The organism is Rathayibacter sp. AY1H2 (genome assembly GCF_002931985.1).
GTDB lineage: Bacteria > Actinomycetota > Actinomycetes > Actinomycetales > Microbacteriaceae > Rathayibacter.
The window spans coordinates 1-21668 of the sequence record NZ_PSUV01000029.1 but is presented as its reverse complement, the minus strand read 5'-3'; the positions used below and the strand labels follow the sequence as shown (position 1 = coordinate 21668).

Here is a 21668-nt window from a genome sequence, read left to right as displayed (position 1 = left end):
GCGTACGGTCGCACCATGAGCGATGACAACACCACCGATCCCGATGTCAAGACCGAGGGCGACGTCCTCGGCGCCCGTGCCGACGACGGCAGCGACACCAGCGCCAGCAAGGACCCGTCCGACTGGGTCACCGGCGATGAGCCGATGACCGGCCCGCAGCGCAGCTACCTCGACACCCTCGCGCGCGAGGCGGGCGAGACCCTGCCCGCCGACCTCACCAAGGCCCAGGCCTCCGAGCACATCGACCGCCTGCAGTCCTCCACGGGCCGTGGCGACGGCAGCAACGGGCACGACTGATCCCGCCGGGGCGCCCCGGGGCTGAGCATCAGTCCCCGTCGGCGCCCCCGTCCGGGGCGCGCACACCGCGCCCCGGCGTCCCTAGGGTTCCGTCATGGCGATCTCCCGCACCACGCGCAACGCCCTCGACCTCATCGACGCGATCCGGATCCCCGGCCGCATCGATCCCCGTCTGGCCCGGCAGGTGACCCTGTCCCTCCGCCAGCTCCTCGAATCCGGAGCCTTCGGCCCGAGCGAGCGGCTCCTCCGCCGCCGCGCGAGGAGGCTCCGCTCCCGCACCCGCGAAGCGGCCGCGTTCCGGCAGACGCGCTCGGCCGGCTGCACCGTCCAGCCCTGAGCCCGCTGAACGGAGTCGCTCCGCTGTGACCGGCGACGGGACAGACGCCGTCCGCGCGGTCGTCTAGAGTTCCTGGCATCCGGTCCGCCGGATGCCCACCGCAGTCTCCCGGCCGGTCGACAACGGAGTCGTCCCGGTGCGGGTCATCCCCCCGTTCGCGCGTCGAACGCCCCGCTGGTTCCAGCACCCCGCTCCCTCCTCGAGAAGGGACTCCCGCGATGACGACTCGCGTCTCGCACACCGCGACGACCGTCCGCCTCGTCCGCTGGTACCGGATCGACTCCGACTGGCTCTCGGAGGTCGTCACCGGCCGCCTGCTCGAGCACCAGGACGGCCGCTGGCGCCTGCTCGTCGGCGAGAAGGTCCGCGACTACCCGGACGAGGTGTGGTCGCTCTGCCACGAGTGACGCCGTCGCGGAGCACCGCGGCCCGGACGAGGCGTCAGAGGTAGAGGTAGTACGTCTTCGCGCAGTCCGTCGAGAAGAACGGGTCACGGCGGCGGGCCGGCCGGACGCGGCACGCCTCGCACAGCCGAGGCCGGCGCAGGAGGACGCGGAGGACGGTCAGCACCTCTGCACGGTAGTGCGGCGACCTGGCTGCGCCCTGGCACTGTCCGGAAAGCGCGACCAGGCGGTCGAGTGGTGGGCCCCGTCGGGCTCGAACCGACGACCCGCGGATTAAAAGTCCGCTGCTCTGCCAACTGAGCTAGAGGCCCGCGCGCTCCAGGGTAGCGGGCCGTCGGCGCCCCCGGAGCAGGTGCGGCCCGGAGCAGGTGCGGCCCGGAGCAGGTGCGGCCCGGAGCAGGTGCGGCCCGGAGCAGGTGCGGCCCGGAGCGCGGACGATCCCGGAGCGGACCGAGTCCTCCGCGCGGGCATACCCGCCCAGCCGCGGGCGTTACCCTCCTCGAACCCCCTAACGGAGCGCGAGCGCGAGAGCGTCCGCGCGCACAACCGCGGAAGGCGGCCCCATGACAGACGGCTTCCACAAGCCGACCAAGTTCCCCTCCCACGTCTTCGAGGCGTTCCAGGGAGGAGAGGACCCGGCGCAGATCAGCCGCGTCGCCCATGAGACCGCGATCGCGCTGCTGAGCCGTGTCCGGAACGACCCCGACCCGGTGGTCATCGACCGCCTGGTCGAGTACACCGACCACAACGGCATCGACGCGCTCGCCGAGCTCTGGGCGCGCTCCAGCGCGGCGAGCCTGCCGGGCGCCCTCTGGCGGATCTACCTGCTGCGGCTGGTCATCCGGCAGGACCCGGAGAGCACGAGCTTCCTCTACCATCGCGGAGTCGAACTGTCCGCCACGATCGACCCGGTGGTCGCCGGAGCCAGCACTCCCACGGGGCCGGCCGAGATCACCGAGCTGGCCGACCGGATCCTCCGCGGCGTCTTCGACGGCGACTTCGCGGTGGCACTGGACCGCGCCGCGGCGTTCTGCCGCGTGAGCGCCTCCGGAGCCGTCTCGGTCGCCGACGACGTGGAGCCGGTGAACCCCGTCCGGGCGAGCGAGCTGACCACCCGCGCCCTGCGCCTCTCGACCACCGCGGCCGAGCTCGTGAGCTGCGCGCGGCTGTGGCGGAGCGACTCCCTGGAGTGACGCGCAACCCGCGTTCACCCACTGCGAACGCCGCTCGCCGCCACCGCGGAGGCCTTTGGTAGACTGGCGGAAGCCGGATCGCGGTAACCCCGGGCTCCACTTATAGCCGCTTCGAGCGGCCTCGCGCCGAGAGGCGTTCCTGCGGTCCGGCCCCTTCTCTGCTCGCATCGCCGCCACGGTGCGCGAGGCGAGGGCCCAGGAGGAGTCGATCCTCGCCCGAGTCCCCATAGACAGGCGCCAGCGGAATGAAGAACAGCAGAGCTCTCCGGATCGGCGCGCGCGTCTGGGCGGGGGCGGGGCTGCTGGTCGTCGCCGCCCTCTACCTCCTCGCCGCCCCGAGCGTCGACGACGCGGAGGGCGCCCAGTTCGCCGCGGGGGTCTCGCTCTCGCAGGGCACGGTGATGCGCGTCCTCGCGGTCCTCGACGTGCTCGCCGGGCTCTGGGTCCTCATCCGCCCGCGCAGCTATCCGGGCATCACCGCTGCGGCGGTGGCCGTGATCTCGCTCTGGCTGGCCCCCCGGCTGGGCGACCCCGCGCTCGTGCCGATCGGCACGTTGGCGCTGGATGTCCGATTCGTGACGCATCCGATCGAGGTGTCGGTCGTCGTTGCAGGCCTGGCCGTGACAGCCTTCTGGATGACGCGGAATCTTTCAGCCCGGGCGCGGGCGAGGCGGGGCTGATGACGGACGACACCACTGCGGAGGCGGCTGTCCTCCTCGAGCGCATCGCCGGGGGAGAGCAGGCCGCGTTCGCCGCGCTCTACGACCAGATGGCCGGCCGGGTCCTCGGCCTGATCATCCGCGTCCTCGTCGACCGCTCCCAGTCCGAGGAGGTGGCCCAGGAGGTCTTCCTCGAGATCTGGCAAACCGCTGGGCGTTTCGCTCCGAATAAAGGAAGCGCGACGACCTGGATCCTCACGATGGCACACCGCAGGGCCATCGACAGGGTCCGCGCGGCTCAAGCCGGCCGTGATCGGGACATGCGCATCGGAATCCGAGACCTCGGACGCGACTACGACCAGGTCTCCGAGCAGGCGGAGGTGTCCCTCGAGCACGAGAAGGTCGCGGCCGCCATGGGCCGCCTGACCGAACTGCAGCGGCAGGCGCTGCAGCTCGCTTACTACGGCGGATACTCGCACAGCGAGATCGCGGGGATCCTGCAGTGCCCCGTGGGAACCGTCAAGACACGCCTGCGTGACGGAATGATCAGACTTCGAGAAGAGATGGGGGTGGCCCTGTGAACGATGTGCGACTCCCCGACGGGATGGACGACCCGCGCGATCTCGCGGCGGGTCACGCACTGGGCATCCTGACGCCCGAGGAGCAGGAGCGCTACGAGCGCTTCCTCTCCGAGCACCCGGAGGCGCGCGGCGAGGCCGACGCGTTCGCCGAGGTGGGGGAGGCGCTGGTCGCCGACGCACCCGCCGTGGAGCCCTCGCCGGGCTTCAAGGCCGACCTGATGGCGCTCATCGCCACCACTCCGCAGCTGCCGCTGGAGGAGCCCGACGAGGACCACGAGGCGCCCGCCGCGCCCCGTCTGGTCCCCGTCGCCTCCGAGGGCGAGCGGAGCGGTCCGACGGCTCGCCGGGACGGTGGCGGCAGCGCCGCGAACCGCGCCCGGAGCCGCTGGTTCGCCCGCCCCGCGGTCTACCTCTCGGCGGCCGCGGCCGCCGCGGTGATCGTGGTCGGCGGAGTGACCCTTCCGCCGCTGCTCTCGTCCGGCCCCGGCCAGACGCAGCAGCAGACGGCTCTGGAGCAGATCCGCAGCGCCCCCGACGCGCAGGAGACGACCGGCACGGTCGCCACCGGCGAGCAGGCGACGCTGGTCTGGTCGAGCTCGCTCGGCCGCTCCGCCCTCGTGGTGGACGACCTGGCGCCGCTGCCGGAGGACAAGACCTACGAGCTCTGGTACATCGGCTCGTCCGGTCCGGTCGCCGCAGGGACGTTCGACGGGGGAGAGGGCAGCACCGTGGCCCCGCTCGAGGGGAGCCTGACCGAGGGCGGAGTCGTCGCCGTGACGGTCGAGGACGCCGGCGGCTCGCCGACTCCGACCACCGATCCGATACTGGCGATCGACATCGCCTGACGGCCCGAGCACGAGAAGAGCCGCACTCCCATGACGGAGTGCGGCTCTTCTCGTTCCCGGAGGGAACGCGGTGGAACGAGAGCGAGCCGCGACCCCGGAGGGACGCGGCTCGCTCTCGTCTGCGGCTGATCAGCCGAAGCGGCCCGAGACGTAGTCCTCGGTCGCCTGGACGGACGGGCGCGAGAACATCGTCGCGGTGTCGTCGTACTCGATGAGCTTGCCCGGCTTGCCCGTGCCCGCGATGTTGAAGAACGCGGTGCGGTCCGAGACGCGCGAGGCCTGCTGCATGTTGTGGGTCACGATGACGATCGTGTAGTCGTTCTTGAGCTCCTCGATGAGGTCCTCGATCGCGAGGGTCGAGATCGGGTCGAGGGCGGAGCAGGGCTCGTCCATCAGGAGGACGTCGGGGGAGACGGCGATCGCGCGGGCGATGCACAGACGCTGCTGCTGGCCGCCGGAGAGACCGGAGCCCGGCTTGTCGAGGCGGTCCTTCACCTCGTTCCAGAGGTTCGCGCCCTGGAGCGAGCGCTCGACGAGCGCGTCCGCGTCCGACTTCGAGATGCGGCGGTTGTTGAGCTTCACGCCGGCCAGCACGTTGTCCCGGATGGACATCGTCGGGAACGGGTTGGGGCGCTGGAAGACCATGCCCACCTGCCGGCGGACCTGCACCGGGTCGACGCCCGGGCCGTACAGGTTGTTGCCGTCGATCAGGACCTCGCCCTCGACATGCGCGCCGGGGATGACCTCGTGCATGCGGTTGAGCGTGCGGAGGAAGGTCGACTTGCCGCAGCCGGACGGGCCGATGAAGGCGGTGACCGTGCGGGGCTCGATGGCGAGCGAGACGCCCTCCACCGCGAGGAACTGGCTGTAGTAGACGTTGAGGTCGTTGACCTCGATGCGCTTGGACATTGCTTCCTTCGGGGATTCCGGCCGGAGCCGAGTGGTGGGTGTCAGCGGCCGAGCTTGGGGGCGAAGATCTTCGCGATCAGGCGGGCGACCAGGTTCAGCGCCATGACGATCAGGATGAGGGCCAGCGCGCCGGTCCAGGCCCGGTTGAGGAACGCCTCGGCGTCGGGACCCTGGTTCGCGTACTGCGTGTAGACGAAGACCGGGAGGGTCATCATCCGCTCGCTGAAGAGGTCGTAGTTCATCGACGCGGTGAAGCCGGCGACGATGAGCAGCGGGGCGGTCTCGCCGATGACGCGGGCGATCGCGAGGGTGATGCCCGTCGTGATGCCGGCGATGGAGGTCGGCAGCACGATCTTGACGATGGTCAGCCACTTCGGCACGCCGAGGGCGTAGGACGCCTCGCGCAGCTCGTTCGGGACCAGCTTCAGCATCTCCTCCGACGACCGGACGACCACGGGGATCATCAGCACGGCGAGGGCGATCGAGCCGGCGAAGCCCATCCGGACGCCGGGGCCGAGGAGCAGCGCGAAGAGCGCGTAGGCGAACAGGCCCGCGACGATGGAGGGGATGCCCGTCATCACGTCGACGAAGAAGGTGATCGCCCGGGCGAGGTGGCCGCGGCCGTACTCGACGAGGTAGATCGAGGTGAGCAGGCCGATCGGCACCGAGATCAGCGCGGCCATGGCCGTGATCTCGAGCGTGCCGATGATCGCGTGGAGGGCGCCGCCGCCCGCGTCGATGACGTTGCGCATCGACGAGGAGAAGAAGAGCGGATCGAACCGCGCGACTCCGTTGGAGACGACCGTGTAGAGCAGGGAGATCAGCGGGAGCAGCGCGATGATGAACGCGGTCGCGACCAGCGAGGTCACGAGGCGGTCGACAGCCTTGCGGCCGCCCTCGACCAGGCGCGAGACCACGTAGATGGCGACGTCGAAGAGGACGGTGCCCCAGAAGATCGCGCCGACGAGGCTGAAGTCGTTCATCATGCCGGCCGCCTGGAGGATCAGGAAGACGGCGGCGAACACGACCCAGCTGCCGACGAGCAGCATCCAGGGGGTGCCCTTGGGCAGCTTGCCCGCCTGCAGCGAGAAGGGCATCGACGAGGTGGCGGCGGACATCAGTTGGCTCCCGAGAAGGCCTTGCGGCGGTTGACGATGAACCGCGCGACCGAGTTCACGACGAGGGTGATGATGAAGAGGATGAGGCCCGAGGCGACGAGGACGTTGACGCCGACTCCGCTCGCCTCCGGGAACTGCAGCGCGATGTTCGCGGCGATGGTGTTCGAGTTCTGCGAGGTGAGCAGGAGGAAGGAGACGACCGTCGCGGGCGAGAGCACCATCGCGACGGCGAGCGTCTCGCCGAGGGCCCGGCCGAGGCCGAGCATGGCGGCCGAGACGATGCCCGGGGCGCCGAAGGGCAGGACGGCCATGCGGATCATCTCCCAGCGGGTCGCGCCGAGCGCGAGCGCCGCCTCCTCGTGCAGGCGCGGGGCCTGGAGGAAGATCTCGCGGCAGACCGCGGTGATGATCGGGATGACCATGACGGCCAGCACCACCGAGGCGGTGAGGATCGTCTTGCCGGTGCCCGACGCCTGGCCGCCGAAGAGCGGGAACCAGCCGATGTTCACGTTGAGGAAGAGGTAGAAGGGCTGCACCATCGGCGCCAGCACGGTCGCGCCCCAGAGGCCGAAGACCACCGAGGGGACGGCGGCGAGGAGGTCGACCACGTAGCCGAGGGCCATCGCGATGCGGCGCGGCGCGTAGTGCGAGATGAAGAGGGCGATCGCGATCGAGAGCGGCAGGGCGATCACCAGGGCGATCACCGCTGACCAGACCGTGCCGAACACCAGGGGGCCGACGTAGGCCCAGAAGCTCGTCGCGTCGCCGGGGAGGCTGCCGGCCGGCGCGGTGAACGCGGGGATCGACTGCGCGATGAGGAAGATCGCGACGGCGGCGAGGACGAGGAGGATGAGGGAGCCGGCGGCGACGGTCGAGATCGAGAAGACCCGATCTCCGACACGCACCTTCGCCTTCGGGCGGACGACGGTCTCAGTTGCCATTCCAGGGGACTCTCTTCAGACGAGGGGGTTCGGCGGGGCGCACAGGGAGATGCTAGGGCTCGGAGGGGCGTCCGGTGGGTCGAGCCCGGCACAGGCGGGGCCCGTCCCGCGGATCGTGCTGCGAGACGGGCCCTGCCGATGGGACTACTTGATCGACTCGATCGCGGTGGCGACGGTCGAGGCGAGCTCGGAGCTCAGGGGAGCGGAGCCGGCCTGAGCGGCGGCGGCCTCCTGGCCCTCCTCGCTCGCGACGTAGGAGGCGAAGGACTTGACGACCTCGCCCTTGTCGGCGTCCGCGTACTCCTGGCACACGATGAGGTAGCTGACCAGGACCATCGGCCAGGCGTCCGCCTCGGTGCCGGTGCGGTCGATCTTGATCGCGAGGTCGTTGTCCTCGCGGCCGTCGGCGATGGGCGAGGCGGCGACGACCGCCGCGGCTCCGTCGGCCGAGATGGTCGAGAACGCGTCGCCGACCTTCAGCTGGGCCATGTCCATGCCCTGGGCGCCGGACTCGTCGGCGTAGCCGATCGTGTTGGTGCCGTTCTTGACCGCGTCGACGACACCCGAGGTGCCCTTGGCGCCGTCACCGCTCTGGTACGGGAAGGTCTGCGCGGCGGGAGCGTCCCAGACGTCGCTCGCGGTGGCCGCGAGATAGTCGGTGAAGTTCTGCGTGGTGCCCGAGTCGTCCGAGCGGTGCACGGAGGTGATGTTCGCCGACGGGAGGGTCGCGTCGGGGTTCAGGGCCTTGATCTCCGGGGCGTCCCAGGAGGTGATGGTGCCCTTGAAGATGCCCGCGATGGTGGCCGCGTCGAGCTTGAGCTCGTCGACGCCCTCCACGTTGAAGATGACCGCGATCGGCGAGATGTAGACCGGGAGGTCGATCGCCTTGGTGTCGGGGGCGCAGGCGGCGAAGGTGCCCGCGAGCTCCTCGTCCTTGAGCGCGGAGTCGGAGCCGGCGTAGTCGGCGGCGCCGTCGATGAAGTTGGTGCGGCCGGCGCCGGAGCCCTGCGGGTCGTAGTTGACCGTGACCTCGGGGTTCGCGGTCTGGAACGCGGCGGCCCAGGTGGTCTGCGCGGTGCCCTGAGCGGACGAGCCGATCCCGGTGATGGTGCCGGAGAGCGTGGAGGTGGTGGCGGAGCCGGAGCTGCCGCCTGCGGCCGGTGCCTCGTTGGCAGCGCAGGAGGTCAGCGTGATCGCTGCGACGGCGGCGACGACGGCCGCCTGGCCGAGACGCGAGAATCTCACAAGTATCCCTTTCGGGTAGGAAAGCGTGGAAAACAGAACAGGGCCTGGTGCAGCCCGCGAGCGAGAGTACGGAGGGGTCGTGTCCTGGCACCGACCGCTCGGTGAACGCGCGGTGAACGGGTCCGCCTCGGGGATTGCGGAGCGACGGGGCGGCGGGGAAGGCGCGGTGCGTCGGGCGCGTCCCGGCGGCGCGACCGGCCCGGTGCGGACGGACCCGTCGAGCCGGTCACGCAGCGCTCCCGGGCGGTCAGGCCAGCGGCGTGTGCGTCTCGATCGCGACGATGCCGGATCCGGGATGACCGGTGGAGAGGTGCACCACGGCGAAGCCCCCGGTCGGGAGCGCCGCCGCCTCGTCGAGGTAGGCGCCGAGAGGGGTCGCCGTGGCGAGGGCGATCTCGCGCAGGATCTCGGGGATCACCGGCCGGTGGCTGCAGAGGACGGCGGTGCGGCGGGCGCGGACCCGCTTGCCGACCAGGGCGCGGACGTCGGCGGTGCCCTGCTCGTGCGCCTCCTGGCTGAGGTCGTCGCGCAGCTTGACCGGCTTCCTGACCAGACCGGACAGCGGGGCGATGGTCGACCGGCAGCGCTTGGCGGTGCTCGAGACGAGGCGGCGCGGGCGCCAGGCGGCCACGGCCTGAGCGGCGGCCGCGGCCTCGACCCGGCCGCGCCCGGTGAGGCGGCGGGTGGAGTCGCGGCCGTCCCAGGAGGAGGCGGGCACCGCCTTCGCGTGCCGCAGGACCACGATCGCGAAGGTCTCGAGCGCACCGCGTGCGGCTATCCGGGCGAACTCGTCGACGATCGTCACGTCGTGCGGATAGGTCAGGTAGCTCCGGGCCCGCTTGAGCGTCACCCACTCGAGCGCCTCGACCTCGTCGTTCGGGAGGAAGTCGGACGCCAGGACGGCCTTCTCGGTCACCTGCGCCGCCCAGTAGTAGACGGCCTTCGGGCGCCCGCTCGGCAGCGTGTACTCGGTGCACCCCAGCGGCACCCCGAGCGCCACCGAGAGCCCGGTCTCCTCGCGGATCTCGCGGACCGCGGTCTCCGGGAGGGACTCGCCCGCGTCGACCTTGCCCTTGGGCAGGCTGACGTCCCGGCGGTGCGGCCGGTGGATCACGAGGATGTGCGGGCGGCCCTCGATGATCCGCCAGCACACCGCTCCTGCTGCGTAGACGGTGCCCGTCACGGGAGTCAGCGGCTGGAGGCCCGGTTGGCGGACCGTGTCGCCGCGCGCTTGCGATGGGTGATGTGCTGCATCAGCTGGTTCTGCAGGTCGGCGAGCGGAGCGCCCTCCTCATCGAGGTGGTGCCGCGTCCAGTCGCCGTCCGGGCCGAGCCACCAGGAGGCGGTCCGCTCGTCCATCGCCCGCTCGAACATGTCGTCGATCTCGCTGAGGTGCGCCGGCTCGACGATCCGCACCAGAGCCTCGACGCGGCGGTCGAGGTTGCGGTGCATCATGTCGGCGCTGCCGATGAAGACGTCCGGCTCGCCGCCGTTGACGAAGCTGAAGATGCGGGAGTGCTCGAGGTAGCGGCCGAGGATCGAGCGCACGCGGATGGTCTCGGAGAGCCCCTCCTGGCCGGGCTTCAGCCCGCAGATGCCGCGCACCCACACGTCGACCGGCACGCCGGCCTGGCTGGCGCGGTAGAGCGCGTCGATCACGGACTCGTCGACGATCGAGTTGACCTTGATCCGGATGCCCGAGGGGCGCCCCGCGCGGGCGTTCTCGGTCTCGGCGGCGATCCGCTTGAGCAGGCCCTTCCGCAGGTGGCGCGGCGCGACCAGCAGGCGCTTGAACTTCTTCTCGATCGCGTAGCCCGAGAGCTCGTTGAACAGACGCGTGAGGTCCTTGCCGACCTCGGGGTCGGCCGTCAGGAGTCCGAGGTCCTCGTAGATGCGCGAGGTCTTCGGGTTGTAGTTGCCGGTGCCGATGTGGGAGTAGTGGCGGAGCACTCCGCCCTTCTCCTGGCGGATGACGAGCGCGAGCTTGCAGTGGGTCTTCAGCCCGACGAGCCCGTAGACCACGTGCACGCCCGCCTTCTCGAGCTTGCGCGCCCACGAGATGTTCGCCTGCTCGTCGAAGCGCGCCTTGATCTCGACCAGGGCGAGCACCTGCTTGCCCGACTCGGCCGCGTCGATGAGCGCCTCGACGATGGGGGAGTCGCCCGAGGTGCGGTAGAGCGTCTGCTTGATCGCGAGCACGTCCGGATCGGCCGCCGCCTGCTCGAGGAACGACTGCACGCTCGTCGCGAAGGACTCGTAGGGGTGGTGAAGGAGCACGTCGCCGCGGGAGACGGCCTTGAAGACGTCCTGCCGCTGGTTGGGCTCGCTGGGCGAGAGCTGCACCGCCGTCGTCGGGACGTGATTGGGGTACTTCAGGTCCGGGCGGTCGATCTTCTGCAGGCTGAAGAGCCCGCTGAGGTCGAGCGGGGCCGGGAGCTTGTAGACCTCCTGCGTCGTGATGTCGAGCTCGCGGACCAGCAGGCCCAGCGTCTCGTCGTCCATGTCGTCGGTGACCTCGAGGCGGATGGGCGGGCCGAACCGGCGGCGCAGCAGCTCCTTCTCGAGGGCCTTGATCAGGTTCTCGGTCTCGTCCTCGTCGACCTCGACGTCCTCGTTGCGCGTCACCCGGAACACGTGGTGGTCGAGGATCTCCATGCCGGGGAACAGGTCGTCCAGCTGGTTGGCGATCAGGTCCTCGAGCGAGATGAACCGCATCGGCTCGCCCGGCGCCGCGACTCCGGCGATCCGCACGAAGCGGGGGAGCATCTGCGGCACCTTGAGGCGCGCGAACTCGACCTTCTGCGTCTTCGGGTTCCGCACCCGCACCGAGAGGTTGAGCGAGAGGCCGGAGATGTAGGGGAACGGGTGCGCCGGGTCGACCGCGAGCGGCATCAGCACCGGGAACACCTGGGCCGAGAAGTAGTCGTCCAGCACGGTGCGCTCGGCGTCGCTCAGCTCGTCCCAGCGGACGAGGTCGATGCCGCCGTCGCGCAGGGCGGGCTCGACGAGCTCCTTGAACGCTCGGGAGTGGCGCTGCTGCAGCAGGTGCGCCTTCTCCGAGATGTCGGTCAGCACGTCGACCGGCACGCGGCCGATGTTCGTCGGCAGGGCGAGCCCCGTGAGGATGCGGCGCTTGAGGCCGGCGACCCGGACCATGAAGAACTCGTCGAGGTTGGACGAGAAGATCGCCAGGAAGTTCGCCCGCTCGAGCGCCGGAACCAGCGGATCCTCCGCGAGCTCGAGCACGCGCTGGTTGAACGCGAGCCAGCTCAGCTCCCGGTCGAGGTAGCGGTTGTCGGGGAGGAGTGGGTCCGAGTGCTCCTCCTCGTCGTCGAAGTCGTCGTCGAGGTCATCGCTGAGACCGTCTTCGAGAAGCAGGTTGTCGCCGTCCATGCGACCATCCTGGCACCGCGCCCGTCCGCTCCGCGCCGCCGCTCGTGAATGCCGGATGAACGGGGCCGGGGGAGGCCCTGTGGAGGAGTGCCGGCTCAGCGCAGCGGCGCGGCGCGCTGCAGGTACTGCACGTCGACGGAGGCGTCCGTGAACCCGAGCGAGCGGTAGAGCGCCACCGCAGACCGGTTCTCGGCCTCGACGTAGAGGTCGGCCGCGGTGCAGCCGCGCTCGAGCATCCGCGCGAGCCCGGCGTTCAGCAGGGTGCGGCCGAGTCCCCGTCCGGCCGCCTCGGGGGCGACCCCGAGGACGTAGATCTCGCCGGTCGTCGATCCGGGCTCGATCTTGAGCCAGTCGTATCCGAGGAGCGTTCCGTCGACGTCGCGGAGCAGGAGGAAGTCGCCCTCGTCGAACCACGGCTCGGCGCGGCGGGCCGCCAGGTCCTCCTCCGTCATCCGCCCCTGCTCGGGGTGCGCGGCGAAGATCCGCGCGTTCAGGGCGATCCACTCGGCCGGAGCGAGGTCGCGGGCGTCCGAGAGGACGACGCCCTCGGGGACGCGGACCTCGGGGGCGGCGAGCGGCTCGAGCTCGAGGTGCAGGAGGGTGCGAACCGGTGCGAAGCCGTGGGAGGCCGCGAGGGCCCGGGCGGCGGGGTGGTCGCCGTGCGCCCAGGCGAGCAGGCCCGTCCGGCCGCTCGCGAGGACCTGCTCCAGGGTCGCGGTGCCGAAGCCGACCCCGCGCCACTCCGGATCGACGACGAACTCCAGCTCGCCCTGCCCGAGGATCGCCGCCGCCACGACCACGTCCGCGCGCAGCCCCACGAGGAGGGTGCGCGAGCCGGCCCGGGCGTCGACGAGGGTCTGATCGCTGAAGGGGGGCTGGTGGTCGAACCAGGCGGCGCGCCCGATCAGGTGCTCGAGGCCGGCCGCCACCGCGGGATCGGCCAGGTCCTCAACGGACAGGTTGAGCGACTCGCTCATTGTCCTCTTCGTACACGTTGAAGCGGTATCCGACGTTGCGGACCGTGCCGATCAGCGACTCCAGGTCGCCGAGCTTCGCGCGGAGGCGCCGCACGTGCACGTCGACCGTGCGGGTGCCACCGAAGTAGTCGTAGCCCCACACCTCGCTCAGCAGCTGCTCGCGGGTGAAGACGCGCGAGGGGTGCGTGGCGAAGAAGCGGAGGAGCTCGAACTCCTTGAAGGTGAGGTCGAGCGGGCGCCCGTGCACCTTGGCGGAGTAGCTGGCCTCGTCGATCACGACGCCCGACGCCTGGATGCGCGAGGTCGACTGCTCCTGCGCGAGCCGGCCGATCACCAGGCGGATGCGGGCGTCGACCTCGGCGGGGCCGGCCGAGTCGAGGATGACGTCGTTGACGCCCCAGTCGGCCGAGACGGCCGTGAGCCCGCCCTCCGTGAGGATCAGGATGAGGGGGACGTTGATGCCCGTGGTCGTGAGGATCTTGCAGAGCGACTTGGCGCTGGCGAGGTCCTGCCGCGCGTCGACCAGGATCAGATCGCAGCTCGGGGCGTTCACGAGCTGGGCGGGCTCCGCGGGGATCTGCCGGGTCCGGTGGCTGAGGAGCCCCAGTGCGGGGAGCACCTCGGCGCCTCCCGCCGAGGTCAGTATCAACAACTGCGCCACGGATCCTCCAGAACTGGTCTGCCCGCAATACTAGCGGCGGGCCGGGAGGGGCGTCCGCCTGGGGCACAATTGTCGGATGGGCAGGGATCGGGTGGGCATCGGAGTCGTCTGGGCGCTCGCACTCGCGGGCTCCGTGCTGACGCTGGCGATCGCCGCTCCGGAGTCCCGGCAGCTCTGGCTCGCGCTGACGTTCGGCGGCTGCGTGCTCGCGACCTTCGCGGTGCAGCTCGCCGTGGCCCGCGCCGAGGGGTACCTCCTCCGCGCGATGACGAGCATCGTCGGAGCGATGGCCGTGGTCGCGGTCGCGAGCGGGATCGCCCTCCTCCTCCCCGCCTGAGCAGTCGCGCCCTCCCGTCCCGAGCGCCCGGATCCGCACCGCCTGAGCGGCCGCGTCCGCCCCGCCCCGGCGTCGGAGGCGGCGGGTAGGATGAGCGCATGCTTCTCGCCCTGGAACTCTTCTACCTCGGTCTGCTCGGGCTCGCCTCCCTCGCCATCGCGTGGGTCTCCGGCGTGGTCGTCTACAAGCTCTACCGCGGCCAGCGCTAGCCGCCGCCGGAGCCCGAGTGATCTCGCTTCCGTCGGGCCTGCCGCCCGAGCTCGTCCCGCTGTCCTGGCTGCTCGGCGTCTGGGAGGGCTCGGGCGTCATCGACTACACGATCGGCGACGACTCCGTCCAGGCCGAGTTCGGCCATCGCATCAGCTTCAGCTACGACGGCCTCCCGTACCTCAACTACAACTCTTACACGTGGCTGATCGAGGAGGGCGCCGAGGAGGCGCCCCGGCCCCTGGTCACCGAGACGGGCTACTGGCGCCTCAGCCGCGCGCTGACCGACTCCGACGCCGGCCCGGGAATGCTGCCCGGCCGCGGTGCACCCGCCTTCCCCGACGCGGAGTCCGTCGAGACGCTGCGCAACGCCGCCGGCGGCTTCGACATCGAGGTCTCGCTCGTGCACCCGGACGGGGTCAGCGAGCTCTACCTCGGCCAGGTCAAGGGGCCGCGGATCGACCTCGCGACCGACGCGGTGATGCGCACCGCCGCGGCGAAGGACTACGCCGCCGCCACCCGCCTCTACGGCCTGGTCGACGACCACCTGCTGTGGGCGTGGGACATCGCCGCGCTCGGCCAGGGCCTGCGGACCCACTCCTCCGGACGGCTCGCCCGTGTCGACTGACGCGCTCTCCCCGCTCCTGGCCGCCCCGGGCGCCGTCGCCACGACGAGCGTCGCCGAGCCCGGCGTCGCCGCCCACTACGGCGAGCCCTTCCGCGAGCAGCGCGCTCTCGCCGCGGGCACCGCGCTCGTCGACCTCTCCGGCCGCGGCGTCGTGACCGTGACGGGGCCGGACCGCCTCACCTGGATCGACTCGCTCACCAGCCAGGCCGTCTCGCGCCTCGCTCCCGGCGCGTCGGCCGAGACGCTCCTGCTCGACCCGACCGGCCGGATCGAGCACGTCATCCGACTCGTCGACGACGGCGAGACCGCCTGGCTCCTGCTCGACCGCGACGAGACGGCCGGCCTGGCCGCCTGGCTCGACCGGATGCGCTTCATGCTCCGCGTCGAGGTCGCCGACCGCACCGACGACTTCGCGACCCTCGCCGCCCTCGGCGACGGGCCGGCCCTGACGCTCGCCCTGTCCCTGGCCGAGGAGCCCGTCGTCTGGAGCGACCCGTGGTCGCAGGTCCAGCCGGGCGGCTGGCAGTACGCGCTGACCACAGAGCACCCCGGGGCCTCCTGGGAGCTCCGCGAGGTCCTGGTCCCGCGAGCGGCACTCGAGGCCCTCGCGGAGACGGCCGTCGGGAGGGGAGTGGCCCTCGCCGGGGTCGACGCCCTCGAGGCGCTGCGCATCGTCGCCTGGCGCCCGCGCCACGCGACCGAGGTCGACGAGCGGTCCATCCCGCACGAGCTCGACCTCCTCCGCTCGAGCGTGCACCTCGCCAAGGGCTGCTACCGGGGCCAGGAGACGGTGGCGAAGGTGCACAATCTCGGCCACCCGCCGCGGCGCCTGGTCCTGCTGCAGCTCGACGGCTCCGACTCGGTCCTCCCCGCCCACGGCGACGTCGTCACGGCGCTCAAGGGCGGCGAGCCGGTCGAGGTCGGCACGGTCACCTCCAGCGCCTGGCACTACGAGGACGGACCGGTCGCTCTCGCGGTCGTCAAGCGGAGCGTCCCGGTGGATCTCGAGCTGACCGTGCTGGCCGGCGACTCGCGCGTGGCCGCGGCCCAGGAGGTCGTGGTCCCGCCCGGAGCCGGAGCGGAGGCGGGAGTGCCCCGCCTGCCCCGCCTCGGGGCGACGACCAGGTAGGCCACGCCGTGGTGGCCGCACGTCCCGCCGAGCGGGGCCGGGCGGCCGAGCGGCTGCGCGGTCTCGTCCGGACCCCCGAGCTGAGTCCCGCGCGCGCCCTCGCCCGCGCGGGGGCGTCGCTCCCCGCCGTGCTGCAGATCGTGCTCGCGGCGACCCTCGCCTACTCCGTCGCGCACTTCGTCCTCGGGCACCCCGCGCCGGTGCTGGCGCTGACGGCCACGATCTCGAGCCTCGGCATCGCGCGCGACACCCGCCCCAAGCAGGTGGCCGAGACAGCGACGGGGATGCTCATCGGCATCACGGCCAGCGAGGTCCTGCTCCTGCTGTGGGGGAGCGGCGTCTGGCAGCTCGCCGTCGTCCTCGCGATCGTCTTCACGCTCGGCCGGGCCCTCTCGCCCTCGCCGGGGTTCGCCGTGGCCGCCGGGACCCAGGCGATGCTGGTGATGGTCCTCCCTGCGCCGGACGGAGGCGTCTTCACCCGGAGCGTCGACGGCCTGATCGGCGGGCTCGCGGCGCTGCTCTGCACGGCGATCGTGCCCCGCCCGCCCCTGCGCACGGCGCGGGCCGAGGCGCATCGGCTCCTCACCGTGCTCAGCCGGACCGTGGAGGAGCTGGCCGAGGCGCTCCGCCGGGGCGACTCCTCGGCGTCCACCGCGGCCCTCGAGCGGATCCGCGGGACGCAGCCGGTCATCGACGGCTGGACCGCGGCGCTCGACTCCGCGACCGGCGTCGCCCGGATCTCGCCGTTCGTCCGCCGGCACCGCGGCGAGCTCTCCCGCCAGGCCGTGATGCTGTCCGCGCTGGATCTCGCGACCCGGAACCTGCGCATCGTCGCGCGCCAGACCGACTTCCTCGTCGGGGACGGCGCCCCGCGGCCGGCGCTCGCCGGAGCGGTCGCCGCCCTCGGCCCGGGTATCGCGCTGCTCGGCCGCGCGGTCGCCGATCCTTCGGTGCTCGCCCTGGCGCGTCAGGACCTCGTGCTGCTCGCGACCACGCTCGACCCCCAGCGGCTGATCCCGAAGGCGCGCCTCGCCGAGAAGACGGTGCTCGTCCTGCTCCGCCCGCTCGTCGTCGACCTGCTCACGGCGACCGGCGCCGCTCCCGCCGAGGCTCGGGCCGCCCTGCCCCCGCTCGCCTAGGGCTCAGGAGGTCGGGTGCTCACGTCCGGCGCTCAGGAGGAGGGGGCGACCGCCTCCCACGCGACCGTCACCTCGCCCAGGCGCCAGCGCCGCGGCCCGCCGAGGACCGGCCACTCCGGCCGGAGGTCCCGGATCGCCGCGATCCAGCGCTGACTAGGACCGTAGACGGCGAGAGGGGCGTTCAGCGTCCACGCCCGCTCGAGGGCGGAGAGGAAGGCGTGCACGCCCTCGCCGGGCACGTTGCGGTGGATGAGGGCCTTCGGCAGGCGCTCGGCCGCCGTCATCGGCGAGGGGATCGCCGCGAGCCGGAGCGAGAGGGTCAGCGAGCGCGGGCCCTCCCGGCCGACCTCGATCCAGGTGCAGATGCGGCCGATCTCGTCGCAGGTGCCCTCGACCAGGACGCCGTCGGGCTGCAGGCGGTCCGTCATCGTCGCCCAGGCTCCCTCCACCGCGTCCTCGTCGTACTGGCGGAGCACGTTGAAGGCGCGGATGACGCCCGCCCGCCGCCCTGCGGGCAGGGGAACCTCGAAGCCGCCGCGCTCGAAGCGCACGCGCGCGTCCGCGGGGAACGGCGTGCCGCCCTCCCTCACCCGGGCGAGCTGGCGTCGAGCGGTGTCGACCCGGGCGGGCTCGATCTCGAGGCCGAGCACCTCGACGTCGGGCGCGGCCCGGACGAGCCGGCGGTGCAGCTCGAGCGTGGTGACCGCGCTCGCCCCGAAGCCGAGATCGACGACGAGCGGGGAGGCGGTGCTGCGCAGGACGGGCAGCTCGGCGAGCCGGCGGTCGACCCGGCGGAGGCGGTTCGTGCCCGTCGTTCCGCGGGTGACGGCTCCGATGGGCATGCTCTCCAGCGTATCCGCGGGCGAGGGTGCCGCCTCTAAGCTGGACGCATGTCCGAGACCTACACCCTCATCCTCGTGCGCCACGGCAACAGCGAGTGGAACCAGAAGAACCTGTTCACCGGCTGGGTCGACGTGCGCCTGACCGAGCAGGGAGTCGCGGAGGCCACCCGCGCCGGCGAGCTGCTGACCGAGGCGGGCCTGCACCCCGACATCGTCTACACGTCGCGCCAGACCCGGGCGATCCAGACCGCCAACATCGCCCTCGAGGTCGCCGACCGCCTGTGGATCGACGTCAAGCGCTCCTGGCGCCTCAACGAGCGCCACTACGGCGCCCTGCAGGGCAAGGACAAGGCGCAGACCCTCGCCGAGTACGGCCCCGAGCAGTTCCAGACCTGGCGCCGCTCCTTCGACGTGCCGCCGCCCCCGCTCGACGACGACGACCAGTACTCGCAGGCGCACGACGAGCGCTACGCGGACCTCGGCGACGCCCTGCCCCGCACCGAGTCGCTGAAGCTCGTGATCGAGCGGATGCTGCCCTACTGGGAGTCCGACATCAAGCCGGACCTCGCCTCGGGCAAGACCGTCATGATCACCGCGCACGGCAACTCCCTCCGCGCGCTGGTGAAGACGCTCGACGGCATCTCGGACTCGGACATCGCGGAGCTCAACATCCCGACCGGGATCCCGCTCGTCTACGAGCTGAACGAGGACTTCGAGCCCATCGGGGAGGCGCGCTACCTCGACCCCGAGGCCGCGGCCGCCGGTGCCGCCGCCGTCGCCGCCCAGGGCGCCAAGAAGTAGCACCGCCCCGCACGCGTGAACGGCCCGCCCGAGTCCTCGACTCCGGCGGGCCGTTCACGTAGCCCCGGAGGCGGAGCGCACGGACACGTCCGGCCCGCAGGAGACGACCGTTCCTGCGGGCCGGACGGCGAGACGGGCCGGAGCCCGAGGTGTCGACTAGGAGTAGTCGCCCGAGATCAGGTACTGGACCTTCTTGGCGATCGACACGGCGTGGTCGGCGAAGCGCTCGTGGTAGCGGCTGGCGAGGGTCGCGTCGACGGTGTCGGCGGCCTGGCCCTTCCACGCCTCGCTGAGCACCTTGTCGAAGACGCTGACGTGCAGCTCGTCGATCTTGTCGTCCTCGTCGCGGATCTCCTCGGCGATGCGCGGGTCCTGCGAGCGGAGCAGGTCGGTCAGCTTGTGCGCGACGACCACGTCGAGGCGGCCCATCTCGACGAACGTCGGACGCAGGCTCTTGGGGACCACCTTGTCGGGGAAGCGATAGCGCGAGAGCTGGGCGATGTGCTCGGCGATGTCGCCCATCCGCTCGAGCGACGCGCTGATGCGCAGCGCCGAGACGACGATCCGCAGGTCGCGGGCGACCGGGTTCTGCCGGGCGAGGATGTCGATCGCGAGCTCGTCGAGGCTGATGGCCAGCTCGTCGATGCGCGCGTCGCTCGCGATGACCTCCTCCGCGAGGGTGACGTCGGAGTGGTTGAACGCCTGGGTCGCCTTCTCGATGGCGATCTCGACGAGTCCGGAGATCTCGACGAGTCGTTCCTGGACCTCGGCCAGCTCCTGCTGGAAAACTTCGCGCATCTGTGTTCGACCCTCTCTACGGCGCGCGCGGACGACGGCGCCGGATCTGCGGCGAGCACCTCGCACGCCGCTGCGACTGCACTCCGTGGGCGCAGGCGCAGTCATGATGACCACGGCAGGTTAACGGACGGTGCCGGGCGTTTGAACAGTACTCGACCCCCGGAGGATCGACGGGCGTCCGGTAGGGGGACGCCCGGTGGATGGTTAGCCTGGGTCCGTGGATTCGGGCTTGATCGTGGTTCTGTCGCTCGTTCTCGGTGTCGCGATCGGGATCCTTCTGACGACCGTGCTCACGCTCGCCGCCCGCCAGGGCCGCATCGCGCAGGACGTGATCTCGGTCGGGCTCCCCGAGGGGATCGAGGCGATCATCGACGCCGTCGGCTCGCCCGCCTTCGTGACCGACCCGTCGCACAACGTGCTGAAGGCGTCCACCCGCGCCGTCGCGCTCGGCCTGGTCTCGCAGGACACGCTGCTCCACCCCGACCTCGCCGCCATCGTCGACCGCGTCCGCCGCTTCGGCGACGACATCGTCCAGGACCTCGAGCTCGCGACCAGCCCGCTCTCCGACGCCGCCGTGACGCTCGTCGTCCACGCGACCCGCCTGGGCTCCCGCTACGTCCTCGTCATCGCCGAGGACCACACCGAGGCGCGCCGGCTCGAGGCCGTCCGCCGGGACTTCGTCGCCAACATCTCCCACGAGCTGAAGACCCCGATCGGCGCCGTCGGCCTGCTCGCCGAGGCCCTCGACTCCGCCGCCGACGACCCCCAGCAGGTGCGCCGCTTCGCGCACCGGCTGACCCAGGAGTCGCACCGCCTCGCGAAGATCACGCGCGAGATCATCGAGCTCTCCCGCCTCCAGGCCGCCGACGTCGCCGGCTCCGCCGAGATCATCCGCGTCGACGACGTCGTCACGGCGGCGCTCGAGACCACCCACGTCATGGCGGAGTCGCACGACGTCACCCTGGTCAAGGGCGGGATGAAGAAGGCCTACGTCGTGGGGCAGGAGAAGATGCTCGTCTCGGCGCTGCACAACCTCCTCGCCAACGCCATCCAGTACTCGCCCGCCGGCTCCCGCGTGGGCATCGGCGTCCGCTCCACCGGCGGAGTCGTCGAGATCGCCGTCACCGACCAGGGCATCGGCATCCCGGAGGAGGACCTCGACCGGGTGTTCGAGCGCTTCTACCGCGTCGACCAGGCCCGCTCCCGCCACACCGGCGGCACCGGCCTCGGCCTCAGCATCGTCAAGCACGCCGTGCAGAACCACGGCGGCGACGTCCGCGTCTGGTCCAAGCCCGGCCGCGGCTCCACCTTCACCATCCGGCTCCCCGAAGCCGACCCCGCCCGGACGCCCTTCGCGGCGACCGCCCCGATAGGAGAACACGCGTGACCAGCATCCTGCTCGTCGAGGACGAGAGCGCCCTCAGCGAGCCCCTCAGCTACCTGCTCGAACGCGAGGGCTACGACGTCACCGTCGCCGAGGACGGCAACCGCGCCGTCGCCGCCTTCGACGAGGGCGACTACGACCTGATCCTCCTCGACCTCATGCTGCCCGGCATGCCCGGCACCGAGGTCTGCCGCGAGATCCGCACCCGCTCCTCCGTCCCGGTCATCATGGTCACCGCCAAGGACTCCGAAGTGGACATCGTCGTCGGCCTGGAGCTCGGCGCGGACGACTACGTCACCAAGCCCTACTCCACCCGCGAACTGCTCGCCCGCATCCGCGCCGTCCTCCGACGCCGCACCGAGGAGCCCGGCGAGGAGCGGATCGTCGTCGCGGGCCCCGTCCGCATGGACATCGAACGCCACACGGTCGAAGTCGACGGCGTCGAGACCCCGATGCCCCTCAAGGAGTTCGAGCTCCTCGAGATGCTCCTCCGCAACGCGGGCCGCGTCCTCACCCGCGGCCAGCTCATCGACCGCGTCTGGGGGAGCGACTACTTCGGCGACACGAAGACCCTCGACGTCCACGTCAAGCGCATCCGCTCGAAGATCGAGAAGACGCCGAAGGAGCCGGTGCTCCTGGTTACTGTCCGCGGCCTCGGCTACCGCTTCGACGCTTGATCGCGGGCCCTGGCGGGGCGATCTGCGGCGTTGTCGTCGGTTGCGATACCGCTGGTATCGCGCCCTCCTCCGCCTTGCAGCTCACCCCGCCAGGACCCGCGATCAACCCTGTACTGGAGGGGTGGGGGACGAGGCCGTCGCTGCGCGACGAGCCAGGTGGGGTGGG

At 71.6% G+C, this 21668-nt stretch carries 25 protein-coding genes and 1 tRNA gene; 14 read left to right on the top strand and 12 right to left on the bottom strand.

What is annotated here, in order from left to right; all coding sequences use genetic code 11:
- The first annotated feature begins 15 nt into the window (after positions 1–15).
- The 3 genes from C5C29_RS15910 (at position 16) to C5C29_RS15900 (ending at position 1041) form a co-directional block, all read left to right on the top strand.
- Complete coding sequence (locus C5C29_RS15910; protein WP_104224714.1) at positions 16–297, top strand: DUF3072 domain-containing protein; 282 nt, start codon at positions 16–18, stop codon at positions 295–297.
- 94 nt (positions 298–391) lie between these two features.
- Positions 392–634 (top strand): hypothetical protein, encoded by a 243-nt coding sequence (locus tag C5C29_RS15905; RefSeq protein WP_104224713.1) that lies wholly within the window; start codon positions 392–394, stop codon positions 632–634.
- 218 nt (positions 635–852) lie between these two features.
- Positions 853–1041 carry a hypothetical protein gene (locus tag C5C29_RS15900; RefSeq protein WP_104224712.1) on the top strand — a complete coding sequence of 63 codons (189 nt, stop codon included), beginning with the start codon at positions 853–855 and terminating at the stop codon, positions 1039–1041.
- A 34-nt stretch (positions 1042–1075) separates the two neighbouring features.
- Here C5C29_RS15900 and C5C29_RS17565 read toward each other — a convergent pair whose 3' ends face one another.
- Both C5C29_RS17565 and C5C29_RS15895 read right to left on the bottom strand, forming a co-directional pair.
- Positions 1076–1204 carry a hypothetical protein gene (locus tag C5C29_RS17565; protein WP_258062365.1) on the bottom strand — a complete coding sequence of 43 codons (129 nt, stop codon included), beginning with the start codon at positions 1202–1204 and terminating at the stop codon, positions 1076–1078.
- Between the two features lie 69 nt (positions 1205–1273).
- Positions 1274–1349: transfer RNA gene (locus C5C29_RS15895), tRNA-Lys, on the bottom strand.
- A 252-nt stretch (positions 1350–1601) separates the two neighbouring features.
- Between C5C29_RS15895 and C5C29_RS15890 the strand changes: the two genes are divergently transcribed.
- The 4 genes from C5C29_RS15890 to C5C29_RS15875 all read left to right on the top strand — a co-directional run bounded on the left by C5C29_RS15890 (position 1602) and on the right by C5C29_RS15875 (position 4316).
- Positions 1602–2231: a DNA-directed RNA polymerase subunit beta gene (locus C5C29_RS15890; protein WP_104224711.1), complete on the top strand. Its 630-nt coding sequence runs from the start codon at positions 1602–1604 to the stop codon at positions 2229–2231.
- Between the two features lie 245 nt (positions 2232–2476).
- The gene (locus C5C29_RS15885; RefSeq protein ID WP_104224710.1) at positions 2477–2911 is read left to right on the top strand and encodes a hypothetical protein; all 435 of its coding nucleotides are present in this window, start codon (positions 2477–2479) and stop codon (positions 2909–2911) included.
- Entirely contained in the window at positions 2911–3471 is a 561-nt protein-coding gene (gene sigK / locus C5C29_RS15880; protein ID WP_104224709.1) for an ECF RNA polymerase sigma factor SigK, read from the top strand. The genes C5C29_RS15885 and sigK overlap by 1 nt, the downstream gene beginning before the upstream one ends.
- Positions 3468–4316, top strand: a complete 849-nt coding sequence (locus C5C29_RS15875; protein WP_146082283.1) for an anti-sigma factor domain-containing protein — start codon at positions 3468–3470, stop codon at positions 4314–4316. The genes sigK and C5C29_RS15875 overlap by 4 nt, the downstream gene beginning before the upstream one ends.
- Before the next feature lie 129 nt (positions 4317–4445).
- On the opposite strand, the gene pstB is transcribed toward C5C29_RS15875, so the two are convergent.
- The 8 genes from pstB to C5C29_RS15835 all read right to left on the bottom strand — a co-directional run bounded on the left by pstB (position 4446) and on the right by C5C29_RS15835 (position 13560).
- Positions 4446–5225, bottom strand: coding sequence for a phosphate ABC transporter ATP-binding protein PstB (gene pstB / locus C5C29_RS15870; protein ID WP_104224707.1), 780 nt, complete (start codon positions 5223–5225; stop codon positions 4446–4448).
- Between the two features lie 41 nt (positions 5226–5266).
- Positions 5267–6343 (bottom strand): phosphate ABC transporter permease PstA, encoded by a 1077-nt coding sequence (gene pstA / locus C5C29_RS15865; RefSeq protein WP_104224706.1) that lies wholly within the window; start codon positions 6341–6343, stop codon positions 5267–5269.
- Positions 6343–7284 (bottom strand): phosphate ABC transporter permease subunit PstC, encoded by a 942-nt coding sequence (pstC, locus tag C5C29_RS15860; RefSeq protein WP_104224705.1) that lies wholly within the window; start codon positions 7282–7284, stop codon positions 6343–6345. Before pstC ends, pstA begins: the two co-directional genes overlap by 1 nt.
- Before the next feature lie 144 nt (positions 7285–7428).
- A complete protein-coding gene (gene pstS, locus C5C29_RS15855; RefSeq protein WP_104224704.1) occupies positions 7429–8529 on the bottom strand; it encodes a phosphate ABC transporter substrate-binding protein PstS in 1101 nt (366 codons plus the stop codon).
- A 247-nt stretch (positions 8530–8776) separates the two neighbouring features.
- The gene (locus tag C5C29_RS15850) at positions 8777–9712 is read right to left on the bottom strand and encodes an NUDIX domain-containing protein (RefSeq protein ID WP_104224703.1); all 936 of its coding nucleotides are present in this window, start codon (positions 9710–9712) and stop codon (positions 8777–8779) included.
- 5 nt (positions 9713–9717) lie between these two features.
- Positions 9718–11922, bottom strand: a complete 2205-nt coding sequence (locus C5C29_RS15845; RefSeq protein WP_104224702.1) for an RNA degradosome polyphosphate kinase — start codon at positions 11920–11922, stop codon at positions 9718–9720.
- A gap of 95 nt (positions 11923–12017) precedes the next feature.
- The gene (mshD, locus tag C5C29_RS15840; RefSeq protein ID WP_104224701.1) at positions 12018–12899 is read right to left on the bottom strand and encodes a mycothiol synthase; all 882 of its coding nucleotides are present in this window, start codon (positions 12897–12899) and stop codon (positions 12018–12020) included.
- Entirely contained in the window at positions 12871–13560 is a 690-nt protein-coding gene (locus C5C29_RS15835) for a winged helix-turn-helix domain-containing protein (protein WP_104224700.1), read from the bottom strand. Before C5C29_RS15835 ends, mshD begins: the two co-directional genes overlap by 29 nt.
- 76 nt (positions 13561–13636) lie before the next feature.
- On the opposite strand from C5C29_RS15835, the gene C5C29_RS15830 reads away from it, so the two are divergent.
- The 4 genes from C5C29_RS15830 (at position 13637) to C5C29_RS15815 (ending at position 17000) form a co-directional block, all read left to right on the top strand.
- Positions 13637–13897: a hypothetical protein gene (locus C5C29_RS15830; protein WP_146076503.1), complete on the top strand. Its 261-nt coding sequence runs from the start codon at positions 13637–13639 to the stop codon at positions 13895–13897.
- A 226-nt stretch (positions 13898–14123) separates the two neighbouring features.
- A complete protein-coding gene (locus C5C29_RS15825) occupies positions 14124–14732 on the top strand; it encodes an FABP family protein (protein ID WP_104224698.1) in 609 nt (202 codons plus the stop codon).
- Positions 14722–15861, top strand: a complete 1140-nt coding sequence (locus C5C29_RS15820; protein ID WP_104224697.1) for a folate-binding protein YgfZ — start codon at positions 14722–14724, stop codon at positions 15859–15861. Before C5C29_RS15825 ends, C5C29_RS15820 begins: the two co-directional genes overlap by 11 nt.
- A gap of 8 nt (positions 15862–15869) precedes the next feature.
- Positions 15870–17000 (top strand): aromatic acid exporter family protein, encoded by a 1131-nt coding sequence (locus C5C29_RS15815; protein ID WP_104224696.1) that lies wholly within the window; start codon positions 15870–15872, stop codon positions 16998–17000.
- Positions 17001–17032: 32 nt separating this feature from the next.
- Here the strand turns inward: C5C29_RS15815 and C5C29_RS15810 are convergent, their stop codons facing one another.
- Positions 17033–17842, bottom strand: coding sequence for a class I SAM-dependent methyltransferase (locus C5C29_RS15810; protein WP_104224695.1), 810 nt, complete (start codon positions 17840–17842; stop codon positions 17033–17035).
- 48 nt (positions 17843–17890) lie between these two features.
- On the opposite strand from C5C29_RS15810, the gene C5C29_RS15805 reads away from it, so the two are divergent.
- Entirely contained in the window at positions 17891–18643 is a 753-nt protein-coding gene (locus C5C29_RS15805; protein ID WP_104224694.1) for a phosphoglyceromutase, read from the top strand.
- Between the two features lie 156 nt (positions 18644–18799).
- Here C5C29_RS15805 and phoU read toward each other — a convergent pair whose 3' ends face one another.
- Positions 18800–19441 carry a phosphate signaling complex protein PhoU gene (gene phoU / locus C5C29_RS15800; RefSeq protein ID WP_104224693.1) on the bottom strand — a complete coding sequence of 214 codons (642 nt, stop codon included), beginning with the start codon at positions 19439–19441 and terminating at the stop codon, positions 18800–18802.
- A gap of 217 nt (positions 19442–19658) precedes the next feature.
- Between phoU and C5C29_RS15795 the strand changes: the two genes are divergently transcribed.
- Positions 19659–20828, top strand: coding sequence for a cell wall metabolism sensor histidine kinase WalK (locus C5C29_RS15795; RefSeq protein ID WP_104224692.1), 1170 nt, complete (start codon positions 19659–19661; stop codon positions 20826–20828).
- On the top strand, positions 20825–21502 hold the full coding sequence (locus tag C5C29_RS15790) for a response regulator transcription factor (RefSeq protein ID WP_104224691.1): 678 nt from the start codon (positions 20825–20827) through the stop codon (positions 21500–21502). Before C5C29_RS15795 ends, C5C29_RS15790 begins: the two co-directional genes overlap by 4 nt.
- Positions 21503–21668: the final 166 nt, after the last annotated feature.